The sequence below is a fragment of the Nonomuraea sp. NPDC059007 genome, from assembly GCF_042740555.1.
Classification (GTDB): Bacteria; Actinomycetota; Actinomycetes; order Streptosporangiales; family Streptosporangiaceae; genus Nonomuraea.
Window position 1 is genome coordinate 1 of the sequence record NZ_JBHYJD010000004.1, and the last position, 22289, is coordinate 22289.

At 72.0% G+C, this 22289-nt stretch carries 20 protein-coding genes and 1 tRNA gene; 14 read left to right on the forward strand and 7 right to left on the reverse strand.

The features are described from left to right. Positions 1-119 precede the first annotated feature (119 nt). On the forward strand, positions 120-308 hold the full coding sequence (locus tag ACFWY5_RS07375; RefSeq protein WP_379630823.1) for a hypothetical protein: 189 nt from the start codon (positions 120-122) through the stop codon (positions 306-308). Positions 309-442: 134 nt separating this feature from the next. Here ACFWY5_RS07375 and ACFWY5_RS07380 read toward each other — a convergent pair. After that, a tRNA-Arg gene (locus ACFWY5_RS07380) sits at positions 443-514 on the reverse strand. A 117-nt stretch (positions 515-631) separates the two neighbouring features. Here ACFWY5_RS07380 and ACFWY5_RS07385 point away from each other — a divergent pair. After that, a complete protein-coding gene (locus tag ACFWY5_RS07385; RefSeq protein WP_379621822.1) occupies positions 632-1018 on the forward strand; it encodes a response regulator transcription factor in 387 nt (128 codons plus the stop codon). 8 nt (positions 1019-1026) lie between these two features. Here the strand turns inward: ACFWY5_RS07385 and ACFWY5_RS07390 are convergent, their stop codons facing one another. Beyond that, positions 1027-3774: an AAA family ATPase gene (locus tag ACFWY5_RS07390; RefSeq protein ID WP_379621824.1), complete on the reverse strand. Its 2748-nt coding sequence runs from the start codon at positions 3772-3774 to the stop codon at positions 1027-1029. A 538-nt stretch (positions 3775-4312) separates the two neighbouring features. Between ACFWY5_RS07390 and ACFWY5_RS07395 the strand changes: the two genes are divergently transcribed. From ACFWY5_RS07395 to ACFWY5_RS07405, 3 genes are read left to right on the forward strand one after another with little or no spacing between them, the layout of a single operon-like run. Then, complete coding sequence (locus tag ACFWY5_RS07395; protein ID WP_379630824.1) at positions 4313-4807, forward strand: (2Fe-2S)-binding protein; 495 nt, start codon at positions 4313-4315, stop codon at positions 4805-4807. Between the two features lie 53 nt (positions 4808-4860). Continuing rightward, a complete protein-coding gene (locus ACFWY5_RS07400; protein ID WP_379630825.1) occupies positions 4861-5841 on the forward strand; it encodes an FAD binding domain-containing protein in 981 nt (326 codons plus the stop codon). Positions 5842-5878: 37 nt separating this feature from the next. Continuing rightward, the gene (locus tag ACFWY5_RS07405) at positions 5879-8104 is read left to right on the forward strand and encodes a xanthine dehydrogenase family protein molybdopterin-binding subunit (RefSeq protein WP_379630826.1); all 2226 of its coding nucleotides are present in this window, start codon (positions 5879-5881) and stop codon (positions 8102-8104) included. On the opposite strand, the gene ACFWY5_RS07410 is transcribed toward ACFWY5_RS07405, so the two are convergent. Next, on the reverse strand, positions 8093-9526 hold the full coding sequence (locus ACFWY5_RS07410; RefSeq protein ID WP_379630827.1) for a GMC family oxidoreductase: 1434 nt from the start codon (positions 9524-9526) through the stop codon (positions 8093-8095). The genes ACFWY5_RS07405 and ACFWY5_RS07410 overlap by 12 nt on opposite strands. 73 nt (positions 9527-9599) lie before the next feature. Here ACFWY5_RS07410 and ACFWY5_RS07415 point away from each other — a divergent pair, with 73 nt between their 5' ends. From ACFWY5_RS07415 to ACFWY5_RS07455, 9 genes are read left to right on the forward strand one after another with little or no spacing between them, the layout of a single operon-like run. Continuing rightward, a complete protein-coding gene (locus tag ACFWY5_RS07415; protein WP_379621834.1) occupies positions 9600-9995 on the forward strand; it encodes a nuclear transport factor 2 family protein in 396 nt (131 codons plus the stop codon). Positions 9996-10025: 30 nt separating this feature from the next. Further along, entirely contained in the window at positions 10026-11213 is a 1188-nt protein-coding gene (locus tag ACFWY5_RS07420; protein WP_379630828.1) for an ABC transporter substrate-binding protein, read from the forward strand. Then, a complete protein-coding gene (locus ACFWY5_RS07425; protein ID WP_379630829.1) occupies positions 11213-12070 on the forward strand; it encodes a branched-chain amino acid ABC transporter permease in 858 nt (285 codons plus the stop codon). The genes ACFWY5_RS07420 and ACFWY5_RS07425 overlap by 1 nt, the downstream gene beginning before the upstream one ends. Next, the gene (locus tag ACFWY5_RS07430) at positions 12057-13757 is read left to right on the forward strand and encodes an ATP-binding cassette domain-containing protein (protein ID WP_379630830.1); all 1701 of its coding nucleotides are present in this window, start codon (positions 12057-12059) and stop codon (positions 13755-13757) included. Before ACFWY5_RS07425 ends, ACFWY5_RS07430 begins: the two co-directional genes overlap by 14 nt. Beyond that, positions 13754-14440, forward strand: coding sequence for an ABC transporter ATP-binding protein (locus ACFWY5_RS07435; protein ID WP_379621842.1), 687 nt, complete (start codon positions 13754-13756; stop codon positions 14438-14440). Before ACFWY5_RS07430 ends, ACFWY5_RS07435 begins: the two co-directional genes overlap by 4 nt. Continuing rightward, positions 14437-15999, forward strand: a complete 1563-nt coding sequence (locus ACFWY5_RS07440) for an amidohydrolase (RefSeq protein ID WP_379630831.1) — start codon at positions 14437-14439, stop codon at positions 15997-15999. Before ACFWY5_RS07435 ends, ACFWY5_RS07440 begins: the two co-directional genes overlap by 4 nt. A 21-nt stretch (positions 16000-16020) precedes the next feature. Next, positions 16021-16818, forward strand: coding sequence for a class I SAM-dependent methyltransferase (locus ACFWY5_RS07445; RefSeq protein ID WP_379621846.1), 798 nt, complete (start codon positions 16021-16023; stop codon positions 16816-16818). A 55-nt stretch (positions 16819-16873) separates the two neighbouring features. Beyond that, positions 16874-17491 carry a LysE family translocator gene (locus ACFWY5_RS07450; RefSeq protein WP_379621848.1) on the forward strand — a complete coding sequence of 206 codons (618 nt, stop codon included), beginning with the start codon at positions 16874-16876 and terminating at the stop codon, positions 17489-17491. Positions 17492-17496: 5 nt separating this feature from the next. Then, complete coding sequence (locus ACFWY5_RS07455; RefSeq protein ID WP_379621850.1) at positions 17497-18039, forward strand: TetR/AcrR family transcriptional regulator; 543 nt, start codon at positions 17497-17499, stop codon at positions 18037-18039. On the opposite strand, the gene ACFWY5_RS07460 is transcribed toward ACFWY5_RS07455, so the two are convergent. Genes ACFWY5_RS07460 through ACFWY5_RS07475 form a run of 4 tightly spaced genes read right to left on the reverse strand, consistent with a single transcriptional unit; the run spans position 18032 to position 22247 of the window. Further along, on the reverse strand, positions 18032-19228 hold the full coding sequence (locus tag ACFWY5_RS07460) for a hypothetical protein (RefSeq protein WP_379621852.1): 1197 nt from the start codon (positions 19226-19228) through the stop codon (positions 18032-18034). The two genes, ACFWY5_RS07455 and ACFWY5_RS07460, sit on opposite strands and share 8 nt — an antisense overlap. Before the next feature lie 9 nt (positions 19229-19237). Then, positions 19238-19618 carry a RidA family protein gene (locus ACFWY5_RS07465; RefSeq protein ID WP_379621854.1) on the reverse strand — a complete coding sequence of 127 codons (381 nt, stop codon included), beginning with the start codon at positions 19616-19618 and terminating at the stop codon, positions 19238-19240. An 8-nt stretch (positions 19619-19626) separates the two neighbouring features. Then, entirely contained in the window at positions 19627-20685 is a 1059-nt protein-coding gene (locus tag ACFWY5_RS07470) for an alanine racemase (RefSeq protein ID WP_379630832.1), read from the reverse strand. A gap of 29 nt (positions 20686-20714) precedes the next feature. After that, positions 20715-22247, reverse strand: coding sequence for an amidohydrolase family protein (locus tag ACFWY5_RS07475; protein WP_379630833.1), 1533 nt, complete (start codon positions 22245-22247; stop codon positions 20715-20717). Positions 22248-22289 lie beyond the last annotated feature (42 nt).

A 22289-nucleotide genomic window follows, 5' to 3' on the forward strand; every position in this document is an offset into this window, starting at 1 on the left:
GCACGGCCGTGCCGGGTTCGACCTTCTTCGCCACCGCATCCTGCTGAAGTGAAGATCACTCGGCGCCACCACCGATTACGGGCCAGAGCCGTTCAGCCGCCCAGCATGCTTCTCCGCTCATGGGCCAGCCGTACGACCTGCGGCACGCGGGCATCACGTGGCGACTCGCAGCGGGTGTGCCCGTGGGTCAGGTAGCCGACTGGGCCGGGAACAGCGTCGAGGTCCTGCAGCGGGTCTACCACCTGTGCATGTCGGGTTACGACGACGTGTGGATCAAGAAGATGGACCGAGCAAGGAAGGAACTCTGATGATCATTGGATCGCGAATGGATCGCGAAACCCGTCTCAGCATGTCTTCTGGCGTCTCCAAATGGCAAGACTACTTGATCATGAAAACAAACAAAAAGCCAGGCCAGACGATGTCTGGCCTGGCTGGTAATGGGTGCCCCCTGAAGGATTCGAACCTTCGCACCCGGCTCCGGAGGCCGGTGCTCTATCCCCTGAGCTAAGGGGGCTCCAACGAGCCCTAAGGCTATCAGCATCCTGCCACCACTCCGCACACGATAAAGCTCCGGGCACACATCCATCGAAAACCGCACGTGACCACCCCGTCACGGGTTAGCTTCGTGGCCGTGGGCGAGGTACTGGGCAGAGTTCTGGTTGTCGATGATGACGAGGTCATCAGGCAGCTCATCGCGGTCAACCTGACCCTGGAGGGGTTCGAGGTGGAGACCGCCACCGATGGTGCGGACTGTCTGGATCGTGTGCTTGATGTCATGCCCGACGTGGTCACTCTGGATGTGATGATGCCGTGTCTGGACGGGTGGGTTACGGCGCATCGGTTGCGCACTGATGAGGCTACGAGTCATATCAAGGTGGTGCTGATCACGGCTCGGGCGCAGGATGATGATCGGCGCCGGGGGCTGGGGATCGGGGTGGACGCCTATCTGACCAAGCCGTTCGATCCGGCTGAGCTCATTCAGGTGGTTCGCGATCTGGCTGCTCGGGCTCGTAGCTGAGGATCGGGCTAGGCGGGTTGGTCGGAGAGCAGGCCTCGGGAGCGGGCGGTGGCGGCGGCCTGGGTGCGGGTGGAGGCGTCTAGTTTGCCCAGGATGTTGGAGACGTGGACGCTCACCGTCTTCTGGGCGATGTAGAGGCGCTCGGCTATCTCGCGGTTGGTGAGGCCGTCGGCGACCAGGCGGAGGACTTCGAGTTCGCGGGCGGTCAGGGAGCCGTCGGTCGAGGCGGTGGTGAATCGGGCCCGGCGGGCGAACTCCTCCAGTGCCGATGCCAGCGGGACGGCCTTCAGGTTGTCGGCGGCGTCCCGGGCGAGCAGCCAGGTGGATTGCGCGGATTCACGGTCGCCGGTGGCGAGCTGGGCTTCGGCCAGGCGCCAGCGGACTCGGGCGGTTTCGTATACGAAGCCGTAGTCGAATGCTTCCACGACCCTTTTCCATAGGGCTACGTCGTGGCGGCCCTGCACGCGTACCCACTCGGCTTCTACGCGCAGTGCCCACGCGCGGCCCTCCAGGCCCATGGGTCCGCGTTTGCCGTCCGGGCCCGCGACCGCGGTGCGGGCGCGTTCGCGCAGGTCGTCGGCTTCGTCGGTACGGCCCAGCTCCGCCAACGCCCACAACCCCGTGGCGCAGATCCGCAGGTTGGCCGGGTCGGCGGGGATGAGCTGCGACAGGCAGGCCCGTACGTGTTCCCACGCGGCGGTCGGGTCGCCCTTCCACAGGGCGTCCTCGGCGGCGAGGCCGCGCGCCATGTAGGTGACGAGGTCGTTGGACCAGAAGGGGCGCAGCCAGTCGATGCGGGGGCCCACGGCGGGTAGTCCGCGGCCTACCTCCACGAACAGGGCGAACGACGACAGGATCGCCTCGGGCACCGTTCCGACGCGGGCGCCGAAGGTTGCGGCCACACGTTCGGCGTCGTCCCATTCGCCGGCCACGTAATGGATGAGGAAACGAAGAAAGCGCAGGTCGGTGCCGTACGTACTCCAGTTCAGCCCATTCTCCTCCGCCAGCCGGATGCCGCTGTCGGTGGCGGAGGCGGCCTCGACGAGGTGGCCCTGCTCGTACAGGAGGCGGGCGCGGGCGAACTCGGCGCGCAGGTCCATGGCGAGGATGCCGGAGGTGCGGGAGGTGGCCTGTTCGTAGCGGGCGGCGGCGGTGGAGAAGTCGCCGTCCAGCTCCGACAGCAGGGCGAGGCTGATCAGGGCGCCTTTTTCCGCGTCGGGGACGCCGGCGGAGCGGGCGACCTCCAGGGCGCGGCGGGCGCGTGGGGCGACTTCGGCGTGGCGGTCGGTCCAGGCCAGGGCGCGGGCGCTGGTGGCCAGGGCGCGGGCGAGTTCTGCCGGGGTTCGGGCGGTTTCCACTGCGGTCTCGCCGGCTTGGACCGCGGCTTCGTCCTGGCCCAGTTCGGCCAGGTAGTAGGCGAGGCGTTCGTTGACCTGCGAGGTCTGCGGGAGGGCGCGGAGCTGGGTGACGGCGCGGTGGTTGTCACCGCTGTCGGCGGCCATGATGGCGCTGCGCAGGGCCAGGTCGGCGCGGCCCTCGCCGGCCAGGGACTCGGCGTCGGCAACGCGGTCCCAGAGGCTGAGCGCCTGGTCGTAGTGGCGGTGGGCTTCGGCGGGCGCGCCGAGGCGTTCGGCCTGGCGACCGGCTTCGGCGGAGGCGGTCAGGGCGCCGGACAGGTCGTGGCCCGCCAGGTGGTGGTGGGCCAGCTCGGCGGGTGCGGTGAGCAGGGTGGCGAACGTGGCGTGCAGCCTGGTGCGCTCGCCCGGCAGGAGGTCGGTGTAGACGGCTTCCTGGAGGAGGGCGTGGCGGAAGGCGTAGCCGTACCCGTCGACTCTGAGCAGTCCGCGCGAGACGATCTCGCGCACGGCCTCCTCGAAGTCGGCGAGAGGGAGGCCGGAGACCTCGCGCAGGAGCACGTCCTCGACGCGGCGGCCCGCGACGGCGGCGGCGCGCAGGACGCGCTGGCCGGGCTCGGAGAGGACCTCGACGCGGGACATCAGCAGGCTGGCCAGGCCGTCGGGGAGGGTCTCGCCTTCGGAGAGGGCGGCGTAGAGCTCTTCGGCGTAGAAGGGGTTGCCGTCTGCACGGCTGACGATCTCGCCGAGTTCGCGACTGTCCATGTCACCGAATGTGGCGACATAGTCGGAGATTTCGGCTGAGGCCATGGGGCCCACGTCCACCGCGGTCACCGAGGGCAGGCGCTTGAGCTCGGCCAGGACGGTGCGCAGGGGGTGGCGGCGGTGCAGGTCGTCGGTGCGGTAAGTGCCGACGAGGCAGACGCGCTCGCTCTGGAGCATGCGGCTCAGGAACACAAGCAGGTCGCGGGTCGAACGGTCGGCCCAATGCAGGTCCTCGATCACGAACAGGACCGGTTGCACCGCGGCCAGCAGACCCAGCAGCGAGCCGAACAGCCGCTGCTGGGTGAGGCCCGACGACGGCGCGGTCTCGCCGCCCGGCAGCAGTTGCTCCAGGACGGGGCGCTCGGCGATGGCGGCACGCAGCGTGGGGTCGGCGCCGCGCAGGGCGTCGGCTAGCGGGAGGTATGGGAGGGCGTCGCCCAGTTCGGCGCACTGGCCGATCATGACGTTGAAGCCGCGCTGGCGGGCCTGGGCCACGAGTTCGCAGGTCAGGCGGGTCTTGCCGATGCCCGCGTCGCCGCCTACGAGCGCCACGCCGGCGGTGCCGTCGCCGGCGGTTTCGAGCACGCGAACTAGTCTCCTCAGCTCAGCTGAGCGTCCGATAAGAAGACTGTTCATCTCGGTAACTCTATATGTAACAGAATCATGATTCTTTACGGCACAGCCCCACCCCCGCCACCCGCCGCCGTGCGCCGGCGCCGATCGGGGGGATCGCTTCTCACGTCGGACGGGGCTGGTCACCGTCACGGCCTGTGTCCACCCCCTAAGTGGTCCCCTCTTTACCCCCGACCGGCAAGGCAGGCGGGGGCCGGAGGCGTACCGGGGCCGGAGGCAGGTGGGCCGGAGGCGGGGTCCGAAAGCCGCTGACTGAGCGGAGGCGGAGGCGAGGGAGCAGGTGGGGAGGCGAAGCGGAGGGGCGGAGGGGCGGTTGGAAGGGCGCGGCGGAGAAGGGGCGAAGAGGGGCGAGGCGGAGGGCAAAGCGGGGGACGGGCCGGAGGGCGGGCGGAAGGCGGGCGGAAGAGTGAGGAGGAGGGGCGAGGAGGAAGGGTGGGATTGGGGGACAAATACCCGCAGAGTGGGGCGCGCTTTGCCCGTGGCAAACCCGACGACTTGGACACTGCTGGAGGAAGGGCCAGGAAAACGCTGAGGAGCCCCGATGGATGGTCCCCTGGAGAAGACCGAGCGCGGCCCCGAACCCGCGAAGCTGTCCCTGTCCGTCAACGGAGCCACCCTGGTGGCCGAGGTGGAGCCGCGGGCCAGCCTGCTGGACACCCTGCGTGAAAGCCTGGATCTCACCGGCACCAAGAAGGGCTGCAACCAGGGCGCCTGTGGCGCGTGCACCGTCTGGGTGGACGGCCGCCGGGTCGTCTCCTGCCTGACGTTGGCGGTCGCGTGTGAGGGCAGGGAAGTCACCACGATCGAGGGTCTGGTCGAGCACCCGATGCAGGACGCCTTTCTGGCCTGTGACGCGCTGCAGTGCGGTTACTGCACGCCGGGACAGATCATGTCGGCGGTCAAGCTGCTGGAGGAGGGCCACGCCGGCGACGACGCCGAGATCGCGGAGTGGATGAGCGGCAACCTGTGCCGTTGCGCCGCCTACCCGCACATCCGCCAGGCGATCCGGGAGGTGCGCGATGGCGGGCACCAATAGAAACGGTGCACACCAGCCAAGCGCACATGCTCACACATCAAGGCAGGTAACCCGTGCACGCCATTAGTTACGCCAGAGTCGGCGACGTAGCCTCAGCGCTGGCCGAAGGGGCCGATCCGGGGAGCAGGTTTCTGGCCGGTGGGACCACCGAGGTGGACATGCTCCGCATCGGTGTGGCCCAGGAGCGGCGGCTGGTCGACATCAATGATCTGCCGCTCAACACCATCGAGGACCTGCCCGGCGGCGGCCTGCGGCTGGGGGCGCTGGCCAGGATGAGCGACGTCGCCGCCACACCGGGCGTCCGGGAACGGTTCCCGATGATCGCGCAGGCGTTGGAGCTGGGCGCGTCGGCGCAGTTGCGGAACATGGCCTCGATGGGCGGCAACATGATGCAGCGGGTCCGCTGCGGCTACTTCCGCGAGGCCGGCATGCCGTGCAACAAGCGGGAGCCGGGTTCCGGCTGCGCGGCCGAGGGTGGGTTCCATCGGGGGCATGCCGTACTCGGGACCAGCGAGCATTGTTTCGCGACGCATCCGTCCGACGTCGCGGTGCCGTTGGTGGCGCTGGACGCGGTGATCCACCTGCGCAGCCGGTACGGCGAGCGGTCGATGCCGCTGGAGGACTTCTTCCTGCAGCCCGGAGACACGCCGGAACGCGAGCACCCGATCGAGCACGGCGAGCTGATCACCGCGATCGAGGTGCCCGCCGCCCCGGTGGCCCGCACGTCGTTGTACTGGAAGGTGCGTGACCGCGAGTCGTACGAGTTCGCGCTGGTCTCGGCGGCCGTGGCGGCCACGGTCACCGACGGTGTCATCCGCGAGGTACGCCTGGCGCTCGGCGGCGTGGCCACCCGCCCGTGGCGGGCCAGAGCGGCGGAACAGATGCTGACCGGCGGTCCGGCCATCGGCGACGCCTTCGAGGCGGCGGCCGCGGCCGAACTGGCCCCGGCCGTGGGCCACCCGCAGAACGCCTTCAAGATCGAGCTGGCCAAACGCACGATCGTGCGGGTCCTGGAAAGGGTGACGGCGGCATGAACGGGACCGCGAAAGCACTGGAAAGGGTGACGGCGGCATGACCACCACACTCATCGGTCAGCCCGTCACCCGGGTGGACGGCCGCGCCAAGGTCACCGGCGCCGCCAAGTACACCGCCGAAGTCTCCCTGCCGGGCATGCGCCACGCGGTCATCGCCGGTTCCGAGATTCCCGCCGGACGCGTCACCGGCGTCGACAGGTCCAGGGCCATGGCCGAGCCGGGCGTGCTGGCCGTACTCACGTATGAGGATCTTCCGAAGGTGGCCGCGCAGCCGGTCCTCACGCTCTCGCTGGCCGGTACGGTCGCCCACGGCCAGAGCTTCTTCCCCATGCAGGACCCGGTCATCCACTACGCGGGCCAGCCCGTGGCCATCGTCGTGGGCGAGACGCTGGACGCCGCCACCCGGGGCGCCGAGCTGCTGGACGTGACGTACGAGCGCACGGAGTCGATCACCGTGATCGACGAGGGCCGCGACCAGTCCTACGTGCCCGAGCGAATCCTGGCCGGCCTGGCGCCGGGCCAGATGGGCCGGGGCGATGTGGACGCCGGACTGGCGGCGGCCGAACTGACGGTGGAGGCCACGTTCACGTTCACGGCCAACCACCAGAACCCGCTGGAGATGTCGGCCACGGTGGCCTCCTGGGACGACGGGCAGCTCACGCTGTGGGACGCGACCCACGGTCCGACCGCCACCCAGATGACGGTCGCGAACCTGCTGGGCATCCCGGCCTCGCGCATCCGGGTGATCACCAGGTTCGTCGGCGGCAGTTTCGGCGCCAAGGCCATGATCTGGGCGCATCCGACGCTGGCCGCCATGACCGCTCAGATCATGCGCAGGCCGATCAAGCTGGCGCTGACCAGGGAGCAGATGTTCACGGGGTGCGGGCTGCGGGAGGACAACGAGCAGACGATCACGCTCGGCGCCGGCGCCGACGGACGGCTGACCGCGATCCGCCACGAGAAGCTGTCGATCACCTCGGCCTACGACGACTGGGCCGAGCCCGCGCTGAGCGGTTCCGGCGAGCTCTACGCCTGCGACAACTTCGCGGCCGTCTACCACCTCATCAAGGGCAACACGATGACGCCCACGTTCATGCGCGGACCGGGTGAGACGGCGGGGCTGGCCGTACTGGAATGCGCGATGGACGAGCTGGCGGAGCGGGCCGGGCTGGATCCGATCGAGCTGCGGCTGCGCAACCACGCCGACGTCGATCCGGTGAGCGGGCGGCCGTGGTCGAGCAAGGGGCTCAAGGAGTGTTACGCGCGGGGCGCCGAGCTGATCGGGTGGGCCGATCGCGACCCGCGTCCCGGCATGCGGCGCGAAGGCGACTGGCTGCTCGGCATGGGGATGGCCACGGCGATCTATCCCGTCTATCCGCTGATGAATCCGCAGCGTGCGCGGGCCCGGCTGTATGCGGACGGCACCGCGGTCATCCAGACCGCCGCTTCCGACATCGGCACCGGCGCGGCCACGGTGCTCACCCAGATCGCCGCCGAGGGGCTCGGGCTGCCGCTGGAGATGGTCAGGGTGGAGTACGGCGACACCTCGCTGCCGTTCCTGGCGGCGTCGGTCGGCTCGACGGGGTCGACGGCGGGCGGCAACGCCGTTCATCTGGCCGCGACGGGCCTGCGGGAGCAGCTCGTCGCCCAGGCGGTCCAGGACGAGGGCTCGCCCCTGCACGGCGCGGACCCGGAGCTGGTCGACGTCGTGGACGGCGTCATGGTCGGGCCGTCCGGGTCGGAGAGTTACGGCGAGATGCTCAGCCGCAACTTCGTCCCGGAGACCGAGTACCTGGGCACCTACCAGCACCACGTCGACGAGGAGCACGCGCTGCTGAACTTCGGCGCCCAGTTCGCCGAGGTGGCCGTGGACGCCGCTCTGGGGGTGGTGCGGGTGCGCAGGATGGCCGGGGTGTTCGCGCCCGGCCGCGTGCTGAACCGGAAGACGGCGCGCAGCCAGCTCATGGGCGGCATGATCTGGGGTCTGTCCCAGGCGTTGCTTGAGGCCACGCACATGGATCCGCGCTTCGGCCGCTGGGCCAACCCGAGCCTGGGCGACTACCTGGTGCCGGTCAACGCCGACGTGCCCGAGGTGATGGTGGAGACGGTGGAGGTGGACGATCCGTTCGTCAACCCACTGGGGGTCAAGGGCATCGGGGAGATCGGCATGGTCGGGATGGCGGGCGCGATCGCCAATGCCGTGCACAACGCCACGGGCAGGCGGGTGCGTTCGTTCCCGATCACCATCGAGTCACTGCTCTGACAGCACGAGGTCGGCACAACGCTCCCCGATCATGATCGCGGGAGCGTTGGTGTTTCCCGAGGTGACCGCGGGCATCACCGAGGCGTCGGCGACGCGCAGTCCGTCGACGCCGAGCACGCGTAGGCGGTGGTCCACGACCGTGCCCATCCGGCAGGTGCCCGCCTGGTGGTGGTAGGTGACGAGCGTGCGCTCGATATAGGCCGAAATATCGGCATCGCCGGGGTAGAGCTCGCGGCCCAGCTCGGCCCCGATCTCCCTGCACAGCTCCACCGCCGCCCGCATGCACCGCCGGTCGGCCTCCTCGCGCAGGTAGGCGGGGTCGGCCAGCAGCGGCGCGCCCGGGTCGGCGGAGGTGAGGCGGAGCGTGCCCCGGCTCACCGGCCGGATGATCCCGGCCATCAGCGTGAACGCGTCCGGCGGCCCGCTCATCGTCTCGTCGTACAACGGCACGTGGAAGAAGAGCGGCTGCACGTCCGGCGCGGGCAGGCCGCCGCGGCTGCGCCAGAAAAGCTGGCTGTGCATCACGGGCAGCCCCGGCACCGGCGGCGGCACCGGCCCGCGGGCCGCCACGATCACCGGGACCAGCGCGTGGTCGTGCAGGTTCGCGCCGACCGGCAGGTCCGCCCGCACCGGCACGCCGATCCGGCGTAGCTCGTCGGCCGGTCCGATGCCGCTGAGCATGAGGAGCCGGGGCGACTCCAGGGCGCCCGCGCTCAGCACGACCTGCCCGGCGTACACGCGCTCGCCCCGCCCGACCTCGACCCCGACGCACCGCGACCCCTCGAACAGCAGCCTGGTCGCGACCGCTCCCGTCCTGATCCGCACCCGGCCGCCGCGCAGATAGGCCGCCGCCGTGCTGTGCCGCCGCCCGTCCTTGACGGTGAGCTGGCAGAAGCCCGCGCCGTCCTGCGCCGCGCCGTTGCAGTCCTCGTTGTACGGCAGGCCGAGCCCCACAGCCGCCTCGACCACGGAGGCGTTGACCGGATGCGGACGGTAGTCGGACATCACCCGGACCGGTCCGCCCACGCCGTGATGCTCACAGGCGCCCCGGTCGAAGTCCTCCAGCCGCTTGAAGACCGGCAGCACCTCCGGCCAGGTCCACCCCGGCCCCCAGTCGTAGTCGGCCGGGTTGCCGCGAACGAAGATCATGCCGTTGAGCGAGGAGGAGCCGCCCAGCACCCGCCCGCGCGGCCAGTGCAGCCGCCGCCCGCCGAGCCCGGCCTGTGGCGTGGTGAGGTAGTCGTAGTCCTCGGCGCCGCCCCACAGCCGGAAGACCCCGCCCGGGTCGTGGATATCGGGATTGCCGTCTGGACCGCCCGCCTCAAGCAGCAGCACGGACAGCCCTTCCACCTCGGCCAGCCGCCCGGCGACCGCCGCCCCGGCCGACCCGGCTCCGATGACGACCACGTCAGCGCTCTCCATCGGGACAGCTCCTTTTCGGACAATGAGGAAAGCTATATGATTTCATAGACGACTTCATGGAGGAAGGATTGCCATGACCGGCAAGAACCTGGACGCCGTCCGTGAGTCCTACGCCGCCTCGGCCCGCGGCGACATCGAAGGCATCCTGGCCCTCCTCGCGCCGGACGCCCGCTGGACCGAGATGGCCGGATTCCCGTACGCGGGCACGTACGTGGGCCGCGAGGAGGTGCTGAAAGGCGTCTTCTCCCGCCTGGGCGGCGAATGGGCGGACTACCGGGCCGACCCCGAGGAGTACGTGGACGGCGGCGACACCATCGTGGTGATCGGCTTCTACAGCGGCGTCTACCGGGCCACCGGCAAGGCGATGCGGGTCCGCTTCACCCACGTCTGGAAGCTGCGGGACGGGGTGGCCGTCAGCTTCGAGCAGTTCACCGACACCGCGCTGGTGGCCGAGGCCCTGAGCGCGTAGGGCACTTCACGCACGAGAGGTCCCATCGTCATGATCGCTTCCAGGACGCTGTCCGTCTTACTGCTGGCCGCCCTGGCGGGCTGCGGGCTCGCCGACACCCCCACGACCGGCCGGGACACTCCGGGCACGGGCGTCATCCGGGTGGGCGCGGTCAGCTCGCTCAGCGGTCCCGTCACCTTCCCCGACTCCTCCGCCGCCGCGAAGGCCGTCTTCGACCGGGTCAACGAGCAGGGCGGCATCAACGGCCAGAAGATCGAGTACCTGGTCGCCGACGACAAGGGCGACCCCGCGGCCGCCGCGCAGGCCGCCCGCGACCTGGTCACCAACCAGGGCGTGGTGCTGCTGGCCGGTTCGGCCAGCCTGCTGGACTGCGCGGTCAACGCGCCCTTCTACGTCCAGTCGGCGATCGTCGCGGTCCAGGGCACCGGCGTCGACCCGACCTGCTTCGAGTCGCCGGCCATCTCGCCGGTCAACACGGGGCCGTACCTCAACATGGCGATCAACATGTACTACGCCTCCGAGGTGCTCAAGCGGGACAAGGTCTGCATGTTCCTGGCGATCCTCGGCAACACCAACGACGCCTACGGCGGCGCCGTACAGAGCTGGTCGAAGCTGACCGGCAAGAAGCTCACGCTCGACGACCGCACGGTGAAGCCCGACTCCGACCCGACCCCGTTCGTCCTGCGCGCCCGCTCGGCCGGCTGCCAGGCGGTCCTCTACAACGGCACCGAGCCGATGGCGATCGCCTGGATGAAGGTGGTCAAGCAGCAGAACGTCACCGGCATCGACTGGCTGCTCACCACCGCCCCCTACACCGAGGCGGTCGCCAAGGCGCTCGGCCCCGACGGCGAGGGCACCTACGCCAACGCCGAGTTCGAGCCCTTCACCGACGCGAGTTCGGCGGTGCTGAAGGACTGGCGCGAGCTGATGGCGGCCAAGAAGGTCCCGCTGACCTCGTTCGGCCAGGGCGGGTATCTGGCCGCCACCTATGTCGTGGACACGCTCAAGAGCATCAAGGGCGCGATCACCCGCGAGTCGGTCGCCCAGGCGTTCAAGGCGCTCAAGCCCATCGAGAATCCGCTGGTGGGCACGGCGTACGAGTTCGGCGCGGCGGCCAAGCACCGGTCCAACCGGGCCGGGAAGATCGTCCAGCTGCGCGGCGGGGCCTGGCAGGTCGTGACGCCCGAGTGGGTGCGCTATCCGGGGACGCTCGGCTGATGCTCCAGGGCCTCGTCTCCGGGCTGGCGGCGGGCGGCACCTACGCCGCACTCGGCCTGCTGCTCACCGCCATGTACCGGCTGACCGCCACGGTCAACCTGGCCGTCGCGGCCACCGGCATGGCCGGGGTCTACGTGATGGCCGCGCTGGCCGAGACGGGCCTGCCGTACGGGATGGCCGCGGTCGCCGGGGTGGCGGCGGGCGCTGTGACGTCGGCGGGGTGCGGCGCGGTCATGGTGCGGTGGTTCGCCGGCAGCGGCGCCCAGCTGCGCACGGCGGTCTCCATCGCGCAGCTCATCGGGATCATCGCGCTGGCCTACATCCTGTTCGGCGACACGCCGCGGGTGCTGCAGAACCCGGCCGGCGCGCCGGTGGCCACGCTGGCCGGGGTGGTGGTCACCTGGGGCACGCCCGCGCTGATCGCGCTGGCGGTGCTCATCGGCGGCGGCACTCATCTGCTGCTGGCGCGGACCTCGCTCGGGCTGCGGCTGCGCGCCATGGCCGAGCGGCCGGTCACCACCGAGCTCCTCGGCATCGGCACCCGCGGTCCGGCGGTCGCGCTCTGGGGAGCCGCCGGCGCTCTGGCCGCGCTGGTGCTGCTGCTGGTCGCGCCGGTGCGCTCGAGCGACATCCTCTCGCTCAGCATGCTCATCGTGCCCGCCTGCGCCGCGGCGCTGGCGGGCGGGCTGACGCGGCTGCCGGGTGCGCTGCTGGGCGGGCTGGCGCTGGGCCTGCTGGAGGGTCTGCTGGCCGGTTCCGCGGCGGTGCGCGAGTACCGCGACGCGGTGCCGTTCGCGGCCATCCTGCTGTTGCTGCTGTGGAGCCGGCGCGGGGAGGTGTGGGATGCCGCGCGCTGACCGAGCCGTCCGCTGGGGACTGGCCGCGCTCGCCCTCGCCATCCTCGCGTACGGCCTGGCCGCCGCCCTGCCCGCCTACTGGGTCTTCCTGGCCATGTCCGCGGTCATCTCCGGCGTGCTCCTGCAGAGCCTCGGGGTGATCGCCGGGCAGGCCGGGATGGTCTCGTTGTGCCAGGCGGCCTTCGCCGCGATCGGCGCCTGGAGCACCGCGCAGCTCAACCTGTGGGGGGTGCCGGGCGGGCTGTACGTGTGGCTGCCGCTGGCGGGGCTGGCGGCGGTGCCGTTCGGGCTGCTCATCGGGCTGCCCGCGCTGCGCCTGCGCGGGGTGCACCTGGCGATCGTCACGCTCGGCTTCGCGGCGACCGTGGACATCGTGCTGGCCGCCGCCTCCTTTCCCGGCGTTGACCTGGGGCTGAGCGTGGGCCGCCCGGCGGGGCTGAGTTCCGAGCGGCAGTACTTCCTGTTCTGCGTGGGGGTCTTCGCGCTGGTCGCGGTGGCGCTGGCGGTGGTGCGGCGGACCAGGTTCGGCGCCACGTGGCGGGCGTTGCGCGAGTCGGAGCGGGCCACCGCGGCGGCCGGTACGAGCGTGCCGGGGGCCAAGCTGAGCGCCTTCGCGGTCAGTTCGTTCATCGCGGGGCTGTCCGGGGCGCTGCTGGCGGGGCAACTGGGCATGCTGCTGGCCCGCAACTTCGACCCCGGCCAGTCGCTGACGGCGTACGCGGTGGCGGTCATGGCGGGGGCGCACCACGCGGAGGGCGCGCTCATCGGCGGCGCGCTCGGCGTGCTGGTCGCGGAGCTGCTGAGACGGTTCGGCATCCCGCAGCAGTGGGCGAACGTGGTCTTCGCGGTCGGCGCCATCCAGGCCTTCACCCAGGGCGCGGGCATCAGCGACGCGCTGCGCGCGGCCTTACGGCGGCGCGACGGGCACCGGCCGGTGGCGCCCGTTCCGCTCGTGGAGAAGGCCGTTTCCCAGGCCGCCACCAGGACGGCGTCGCGGATCACCGGGCTGAGCGTGCGCTACGGGCAGGTGGCCGCCGTCCAGGACGTCTCCCTGGAGGTGCTCGCGGACAGCGTGCACGGCCTGGTCGGGCCGAACGGCGCGGGCAAGTCCTCGCTGGTCGACGCCATCACCGGCTTCACCCCGTGCACGGGCTCGGTGGAGCTGGCCGGGCACGACCTGAACGGCCGGCCCGCCCACCTGCGGGCGCGGGCGGGCCTGCGCAGGACGTTCCAGCAGGACCGGGTGCCCACGGGCCTGACCGCCGGGGAGTACCTGCGTTTCGCCGCCCGCCGTCCCCTGACCGCCCGCGACCTGGCCGAGGCGCTCGGCGACCTGGTCGCCGTGGATCCCGGGCGGACGATCGCCGACCTGGACGTGGGCACCCGGCGCCTGCTGGAGGTGGCCGGAGCGCTGCTGGCCCGGCCCGAACTGGCCGTGCTGGACGAGCCGGCCGCCGGGCTCGGTCAGGCCGAGACCGAGCGGCTCGGCCGGTGGCTGCGCGCCGCGCCGGAGCGGTTCGGCTGCGCCGTCCTGCTCATCGAGCACGACCTCGACCTCGTGCGGGCGGTCTGCGCGCGGGTCAGCGTGATGGACTTCGGCCGCGTCATCGCCGAGGGCCCGCCGGCCGAGGTCTTCGCCGACCCTCGGGTGCTCCGCGCGTACCTGGGCGAGGAGGTGACGGCGTGACGCTCTCCCTGGACGCGCTGACCGTGGCGCGCGGCGGGCAGCCGGTCGTGCGCGAGGTCACGCTGCACGCCGGGCGCGGGCAGGTGAGCGTGCTGCTCGGGCCGAACGGCGCGGGCAAGACCACCTTGCTTGAGGCGGTCTCCGGCATCCTGCCCAGCCGTTCCGGCCGGATCACGCTCGACGGACACGACCTGACCGGACGGCCGCGCACCCGCAGGGCCCGGCTCGGCCTGGCCCACGTCGAGCAGAGCCGGGCCGTCTTCGCCACGCTCACCGCCCGCGAAAACCTCCTGCTGGCAGGCGACCCGGACCGGGCGCTGACGCTCTTCCCAGAGCTCGCGCCCCGCCTGGAGGTGCGGGCCGGGCTGCTGTCCGGCGGCGAGCAGCAGATGCTGGTGCTGGCCCGCGCGATCCTGCGCGAACCGGCCGCGCTGCTGCTGGATGAGATGTCCATGGGCCTGGCCCCGGCGGTGGTGCGCAGGCTGCTGCCGGTCATCCGCGCGCTGGCCGACGCCGGGTGCGCGGTGCTGCTGGTGGAGCAGTTCGCGCACGCCGCGCTGGCGCTGGCCGACGCCGCGTACGTGCTGTCGCGCGGCGCCCTGACCTACAGCGGCGACCCCGGGCCGCTGCGCGCCGACGACTCCGCGCTGCGGCGCGCCTACCTGGGAGAGGACCGGGCATGACGACCGCGGATCTGGTGCTGGTCAACGGGCGGGTCCTGACCATGGATCCGGCGCTGCCGTACGCGAGCTCGGTGGCGGTGCGCGGCGGCGAGATCGTCCACGTCGGCGAGCGGGCCGCGCGGTGGGCGGGACCCCGCACCGAGGTGATCGACCTGCGCGGGCGGCTGCTGCTGCCCGGCGTCAACGACTCCCACCTGCACGCCGTCGGGTACGGGCTGCACCGGCCGCCGTTCTGCCTGGACGTCGCGCTCGGCTCCGTCGCCGCCGTCCAGGCCGAGGTCGCCCACGCGGTACGGCACGCCAAGCCGGGCGCCTGGATCAGGGGCATCGGCTGGCACCCCGGGCGGCTGGCGGAGGTGGCGGCGGGCCGGACGATGACCGCGGCCGACCTGGACGCCGCGGCCCCCGGCAATCCCGTGGTCTTGCAGGACTTCTCCGGCCACGCGGTCTGGGCCAACAGCGCGGCGTTACGCCTGGCCGGAGTCGAATCGTCCGGGGGCGTCCTGCACCACGGCGAGCAGAGCCTGGTCATGCGGGCGGTACCGCATCCTGAGGGCGGGCTGGCCACGGTGGTGCGCGACGTGGTCGCCGAGCTCAACCGGCTCGGCATCACCAGCTTCACCGAACCCGGTCTCGGGCCCGGCGGCGAGGAGGCGTTCGCGGGCGGCATGAGCGCCGCCGCGCTCGACGCCTACACCGCGCTGGCGCGCTCGGGCGAGCTGACCGCTCGGGTGAGCGTGCTGGGGCTGCCGAGCCCGATGTCGGGCGCGTCGGTGGCCGACACCCGGGCGTGGCTGGCCGATCCGCCCCGGTTGGACGGGGTCGATCCCCGGGTGCTGCGGCTGCTGGGGGTCAAGGTGTTCGCCGACGGGATCCCGCCTTCGGAGACGGCGTGGATGCGGGAGCCGTACCCGTCGGGCGGGCACGGCTCGCTGTGCACGCGCGGCGACAGCGACGCCGAGCGGGTGGCCGAGCTGGAGGAGATCATGCGGCTGGTGCACGCCGCCGGTCACCAGCTGGGCGTGCACGTGGTGGGCAGCCGGGGCGTCGACGCGGTGACGGCGGCGCTGGCGGCGCTGCCGGGCGGGGCGCGGCACTATCTGATCCATGGGCAGTTCGCGAGCGAGGCGGCGCTGGCCACGCTCGCCGGGCTCGGCTACGGCATCAACCTGCAGCCGGTGCTCCAGGCCATGGAGTCGGACACCACCCATGCCCTGTTCGGCGCGGACTGGGCGGAGCGGGAGTGGCCGGCGCGCTCGGCGCTCGCGGCCGGGGTGAACACCGCGTGCAGTTCCGACGCGCCGGTGACCGGCCCCGACTGGCGGGCCGGAGTGGCCGCGCTGGTCGCCAGGCGGGGCCAGGGGCTGACGCTTGAGGAGGCGCTGGGCACCTACACGCGCGGCGCCGCCTGGCAGGACCACGCGGAGGGCTGGAAGGGCACGGTCAGCGCCGGCAAGGTCGCCGACCTCTGCGTGAGCGCGGCGACGGCGCCGGACGAACTCGTCGACGCGCCGGTCGATCTCACGGTCTTCGGCGGCAGGATCGTGCATCCGGGCTGAGCGCGTGGATACCGTTCGGGCATGGGTGCGGACATCTGGGCGGCCGGGGATGCCTACGAGGGCTACATGGGCCGGTGGAGCAGGCCGGTCGCGGCGGCGTTCGTGACCTGGCTGGGCGTCCCGGCCGGGCGGAGCTGGCTGGACGCCGGCTGCGGGACGGGCGCGCTGACCGCCGCGGTACTGGCCGCCGCCGCGCCGGACCGGGTCGCCGGGGCCGATCCGTCGGCCGGGTTCGTCCGGCACGCCCGGGACCTGGTCGCCGACGCGCGGGCCGGGTTCGCCGTCGCGGACGCGCGGGCTCTGCCGTTCGGGGACGGGCGGTTCGGCGCGGCGGTGAGCGGGCTGGTGCTGAACTTCGTGCCCGATCCGGCGGCGGCCGTCGCGGAGCTGGCCAGGGTGACCGCCCCGGGCGGCACGGTCGCGGCCTACGTCTGGGACTACGCCCGCCGGATGGACGTGATCAGGGCCTTCTGGTCGGCGGCCGTGGAACTCGATCCCGACGCCGGGGCGCTGGACGAGGGCGCCAGGTTCCCGCTGTGCCGTCCTGATCCGTTGCGGGCGCTGTGGGACGGCGCCGGGCTGGCCCGGGTGGAGGTCGCGCCGATCGACATGGACGCGGTGTTCCGGGACTTCGACGACTACTGGCGGCCCTTCCTCGCCGGTCAGGGTCCGGCCCCGGCGTACGCGGCCGCGCTGCCGCAGGCGCGCCGGGCGGCGCTGCGGGAGCGGATCAGGGAGCGGATGCCGGTGGCGGCGGACGGCTCGATCACCCTGCGGACCCGCGCCTGGGCGGTACGCGGCGAGGTATTGGTCCACTGAAGCACCACCACATTGGACTCCATTCGTGGACCAAGGCTCCTCTACTGTCGGAGACATGATCGCCCTTCCCACCCTGGCCCTGTTCGCCGCCACCGCGCTGGCCCTGGTCGTCATCCCGGGGCCGAATCACCTCTACATCGCCGCCCGCGGCCTGGCCCAGGGGCGCTCGGCCGCGCTGGCCAGCGCGTTCGGGGTGGAGGCCGGCACGCTCGTGCACATACTCGCCGCCGCCGCGGGTCTCTCCTACGTGATCACCCAGTCGGCCGCGTTGTTCTCGATCGTCAAGTGGGCCGGCGTCGCGTACCTCGTCTACCTGGGCATCCGCGCGCTCACCGGCAAGGACGAACAGCACGCCCAGGCGCCCGAGCCGCAGCCGTTGCGCAAGGTGTTCCTCGAAGGCGTGGTCATCAACATCCTCAACCCCAAGGTCACGCTGTTCTTCCTGGCGCTCCTGCCGCAGTTCGTGGACCCGGCCGCGGGCTCCCCCGCGCTCCAGATCGTGGTGTTCGGCGCCATCCTGCTGGTGCTCGGCCTGCTCTCTGACATGATCTACGCGTTCACCGCCGGCGCCCTGGGCCACCGGCTGGCCGCCAAGGCGCGGGCGCTGCGCTACTTCTCCGGCGTGGTCTACCTGGGACTCGGCGTGGTCACCGCGCTCACCGGGAGAAAATAGGCCGCATGGCACCGAGGAAGCAGCGGGAGATCTTCGCGGCGACGCTGCGGCTACTGGCCGGCAAGGGCTACGACGGGCTGACCGTCGAGGGCGTGGCCGAGACGTCGGGCGTCAACAAGACGACGATCTACCGCTGGTGGCCCTCGAAGGCCGCCCTGCTGGCGGCGGCGCTGGTCGAGGCGGACATGCTGGAGTTCGAGGTACCCGACACCGGATCGCTGCGCGGCGACCTGGTGGCGCTGGTGGAGGCGCTGGGGGTGCTGCTCACCGAACCGCCGGGGCGGGACGTGGCGGTGGCCGCGCTCGGCGCCGCCGTACACCATCCCGAGATCGACGCGCGGCGCTTCTTCGCCGACCGCCTCGCCCGCGAGCGCGTGATCTTCGAGCGCGCGGTACGGCGCGGCGAACTCCCCCAGTCGGCCGACCCGATGCTCGTCATGGACCTGCTGGCAGGCGCGATGTGGACCAGGGCGGTGTTCAGGGGCCTGCCGCTGGGCCCGGATTTCGCCACCGAGGCGGTCGCGGCCGTGCTCGACGGGGTCAGCTAGCCTCGTTCAGCGCCGCCGGAACGCGCTCGAGCACCGGATACGGCACCAGCCCATAGGCGTAGAAGTCGACCGCCGCCGCGCCCGCCGCCTTGGCCCCGAGCGCCTTGGCCACGAGCCGGTCGGTGGAGTCGCTGTCGGGGTAGCCGGGGCGCAGCACCGCCCGTACCTCCCGGTCCTTGCCGACCGAGCGCAGGTAGGCGCCGACGTCGTCGGCCACCCGGGCGGCGTCGCGGGCGTAGGCGAGCACGCCGAAGGCGGGCACCAGGTCACCCAGGGCGACCAGGTCGACGCCGAGCTGCCAGGCGTCGTGGGCGGCCAGGCCGGGCGACGGCAGGCCGTCGCGGTAACCCTTGACCGAGCCGGTGTAGTCGATGAACACCAGCTTGGAGCCCTCCTCCGCCACCGCGGACGCCACCTCGGACACCAGCGTGGTCACGGTCTCCGAGCGGGCGCGGGCGTAGGCCACGACGTCGGGACCGGCGTAGGCGGTCAGCGCGGCCCTGGTCACCTCGCCCTGCGCGGCGGGGTCGCCGTCGAAGACGCCGCCGACGATCCTGGCGCACTCGTCCCGCGCCACCTCGGCGTTGACGCCCAGGTCGGTGGCGCGGCGCATGCAGTAGTCGCAGAAGCACAGGCCGAACAGGTAGTTGTCCATGGGGCCGAGCGGGACGAACGAGCGCTCGGGGCGCAGCGGCCGGAAGTGCAGCGATTCGGCCACCACGCTGTCGACGCCGAGCCTCGCCACCGACCTGGCCAGCGCCACGGCGTACTCGCGCACGTCGGGGTGGGCTGGACACAGGTCGGTGAGCGAGCCGCGGTCGCCGAAGCAGTCGCGCACGGTCACGTCGGGATGGCGGGTGCCGAGCGTGAGGTTGCGCAGGAACACCGTCCAGCCGTGGAGCTTCAGGCCCCGCTTCGAGCAGGCCTCGCGGACGCCGTCGAGGGCGTCGGTGTAGCCGGGGACCGGCGTGAGACGCAGCCCGGAGAACAGCTCGTGCGGCGGGACGAAGTGGGCGCCGTCGTGGCGCAGGGTCAGCCTGGACAGCCCGTGCGGGGTGACGTCGCGGGAGCCGTGGTGCACGGCGCCCACGGTGATGCCGGCCGTGCCGTATCCGGCGACACGGTCGAGCACCTTGTCGACGCCCTCACCCCGGAGGTCCTCGACGAAGACGTATACCGAACTGTCCACGGGTTGACCTTACGCGCTCTTGTGCGCGACGAAGTCGATCTCCACCAGGATGTCCATCAGGTCGGATCCCACCGTGGTGCGGACCGGGAAAGGCTGGTTGAAGTACGACTTGTACACCTCGTTGTAGGCCGCGAAGTCGCGCTTGAGGTGCTGCAGGTGCACGGTCGCCTTGACCACGTCGTCGAAGCCGAGCCCGTGGGCGGCCAGGACGGCCCCGAGGTTCTTCATCGTCTGGTGCGTCTGGGCGGCCACGTCGTCGCCGACGACCTCGCCGGTCACCGGGTCGAGCGGCCCGGCGCCCGAGGTGTAGACGAAGTCGCCGACCACGAGGCCCTGGGAGTAGGCCCCGACGGGAGCGGCGCCGTCGTTGGTCCTGATTTCCTTCTTCACGAGATCTCCTAGAAATGCGTGGTTATGGTGCCGACCTGGCGATAGTCAGGGTCGACGAGGGGCAGCGCGCGCCACTTGTCGAAGGCGGTGCACGGGTGCGAGATGCCGAAGGAGAGCACGTCACCGGGGCGCAGGCCGTCGCCATGCACGACCGTGTGCTGGTCCTGCATCTTGACGACGGTCAGCCCCTCGCGCCTGGGCACCGGCAGCCCCTCGTCGTAGGGCGCGTCGCGCTTGCCCATGCCGACGATCGCCAGGCCGGGCTCGGGGGTGGACAGCACGTGCGCGAAGATCTCGAAGGCCGGGCGCAGCTCGCCGTCGATCCGGTTGAAGGGGGTGCGCTCGCGGTAGTAGCCGTCGTCGTGGGTGACGTACGCGCCGCTGCGCAGCACCACCGTGGCCTGGGCGGCGACCAGTTCGCGCCCGATGACGTCGAACCACTGGCTGCCGCCGACGGTCAGGATGGGGTTCTTGACCCGCAGGTACTCGACGGCGTCCTGGAGCAGGCCCAGATATTTCCGGACTTCTCCGGCCGAGGTGAGCGCGCCCTCGTACCCGGCCACGCCGGCCAGCGACACACCATCCGCGGTCTGGATATATCCGGCCAGATCCACGACCTCCTCCACCGACCGGCAGCCCGCGCGGCCGCCCGCGTGCCCCAGCTCGACCAGCACGCGGAACCCCCGCGCCGGCGCGTGCGCGCGCAGGATGTCCACGCCCTCAGGCGAGTCGGCGAAGCACAGGAAGTCGAACCCGGGGTCGCGCTCCAGCTCGGCCGCCAGCCAGTCGAGCCCGACCGGGTCCACGAGCTGGTTGGCCACCATGATCCGGCTCGCGCCGAAGCCGCGGACGATCCTCGCCTGCCTCGTGTTGGCCACGGTCAGGCCCCAGGCCCCGGCGTCGAGCTGCATCGCGGAGATCTCGGGCGACAGGTGGGTCTTGGCGTGCGGCGCGAGCTCCAGCCCGTGGCCTCGCGCGAAGGCGGCCATCGTGGCCACGTTGTGCTCCAGCGCGGCGCGGTGCACGACCATCAGCGGCAGCTCGGACTCCGCGAGAATTCCCTGCACGATGCCCCCATTCATCCGCGTTGACCCTATCAACGCGAGCGCAGCGCCCGGCCTGGGGTGGCCCCGGTCAGCTCGCCTCCGGCCAGCACCTGGACACCGGAGACGAACACGTCGTCCACTCCCGTGGCCGGCGTGCGCGGCGCGGCGTAGGTGGCCTCGTCACCGACCTTGGCCGGGTCCAGGACGATCAGGTCGGCGGCCGACCCGGCGCGCACCAGCCCGCGCCCGTCCAGCCCGAAACGGCGGGCCGGATGGGAGGCCAGATGCACGGCCGCCTCCTGCCAGGTCCAGTCACCGAGCTCGCGCACGTGCCGGCCCAGGAAGCGGGCGAAGGCGCCCCAGCCGCGCGGATGCGGGTGGCCGCCGACGTAGATGCCGTCGGAGCCGCCGGTGTGCACGGGGTGGCGCAGGATCCGGCGGACCGACTCCTCCCCCTCCGGTCCCTCGTCGGGCCGCGCCGTCACGCACCCGGCTTCGAGCCGCGTGTCGACGAGCAGCTTCTTGCAGAACTCCGCGGGCGGCAGCTCGGCGCGGGCCGCCGCCTCCACCATCGTCAGCCCCTCGGCCCATGCGGAGCCCGGCGCGTGCGAGATCGTCAGCCTCGGCCAGGTGTCCTTCAGCGAGTCCCACCAGGAGTCCAGGTCGGGAGAGCCGAGCATCTCGACCGCCCGGTCCACCTCGGCCCCCGGCACCGACGGCGGCAGCACGACCATCGCCAGGATCGTGCTCCCCCGCAGGTAGGGGTAGGTGTCGAAGGTCAGGTCGACATCCTGGGCCAGCGCCCGTTCCACCAGCGGCAGCAGCACACCCGCCGGCCCGTGCAGGTGCGAGACGTGCACCGCCGCCCCCGACAACCGCGCGATCTCGCCGACTTCGTCCATGCCGATCGCGGCCTTCGCGCCATAGGCGCGCATATGGGTGACGTACGGCAGGCCGCCCAGCGGAGCACAGAGCGCGGCCAGTTCCTCGGCCGAGGCGTAACGGCCCGGCAGGTACTCCAGCCCGCTCGACAGCCCGACGGCCCCCTCACTCAGCCCGCGCTCCACCCTGGCCAGCATCGCCGCGATCTCGGCGGGCCCGGCCGCGCTCGGTGAGGGGCCCATCACGTCGTAGCGGATCGTGCCGTGCGGCAGCAGGTAGGCGGTGTTCAGCGCGACCGTCCGGTCGTAGCCGTCCAGCAGTTCGCCGACCGACAGCGGCCCCTCGTGCGGCAGCCGCCCGTTGACGGCGGTGAAGTACCTGGTGGCATAGGCCACGGTCGCGGCCGAGCCCGGCGCGAACGACAGCCCGTCCTGCCCCAGCACGAACGTGGTCACCCCCTGCCGCAGCGCCGCGAGCTGCACCGCCGGGTCGAAGACGGCGGCCTCGCCGTGCGCGTGGCAGTCGACGAACCCGGGCGCGACGAACCGCCCGGCCGCCTCCACGACCCGCGCCGCCCGCGCGCCGTCCAGCCGGCCGACCGCCGCCACGCGATCGCCGCTGAGCGCCACGTCGGCCCGGTACGGCGGCGCGCCCGTCCCGTCGAGCACCCGGGCACCGCTGATGATCACATCGAAAGCCACTCAAGGATTAAACCTGATTTGGCACCCGGGCTGCCGTTCTCA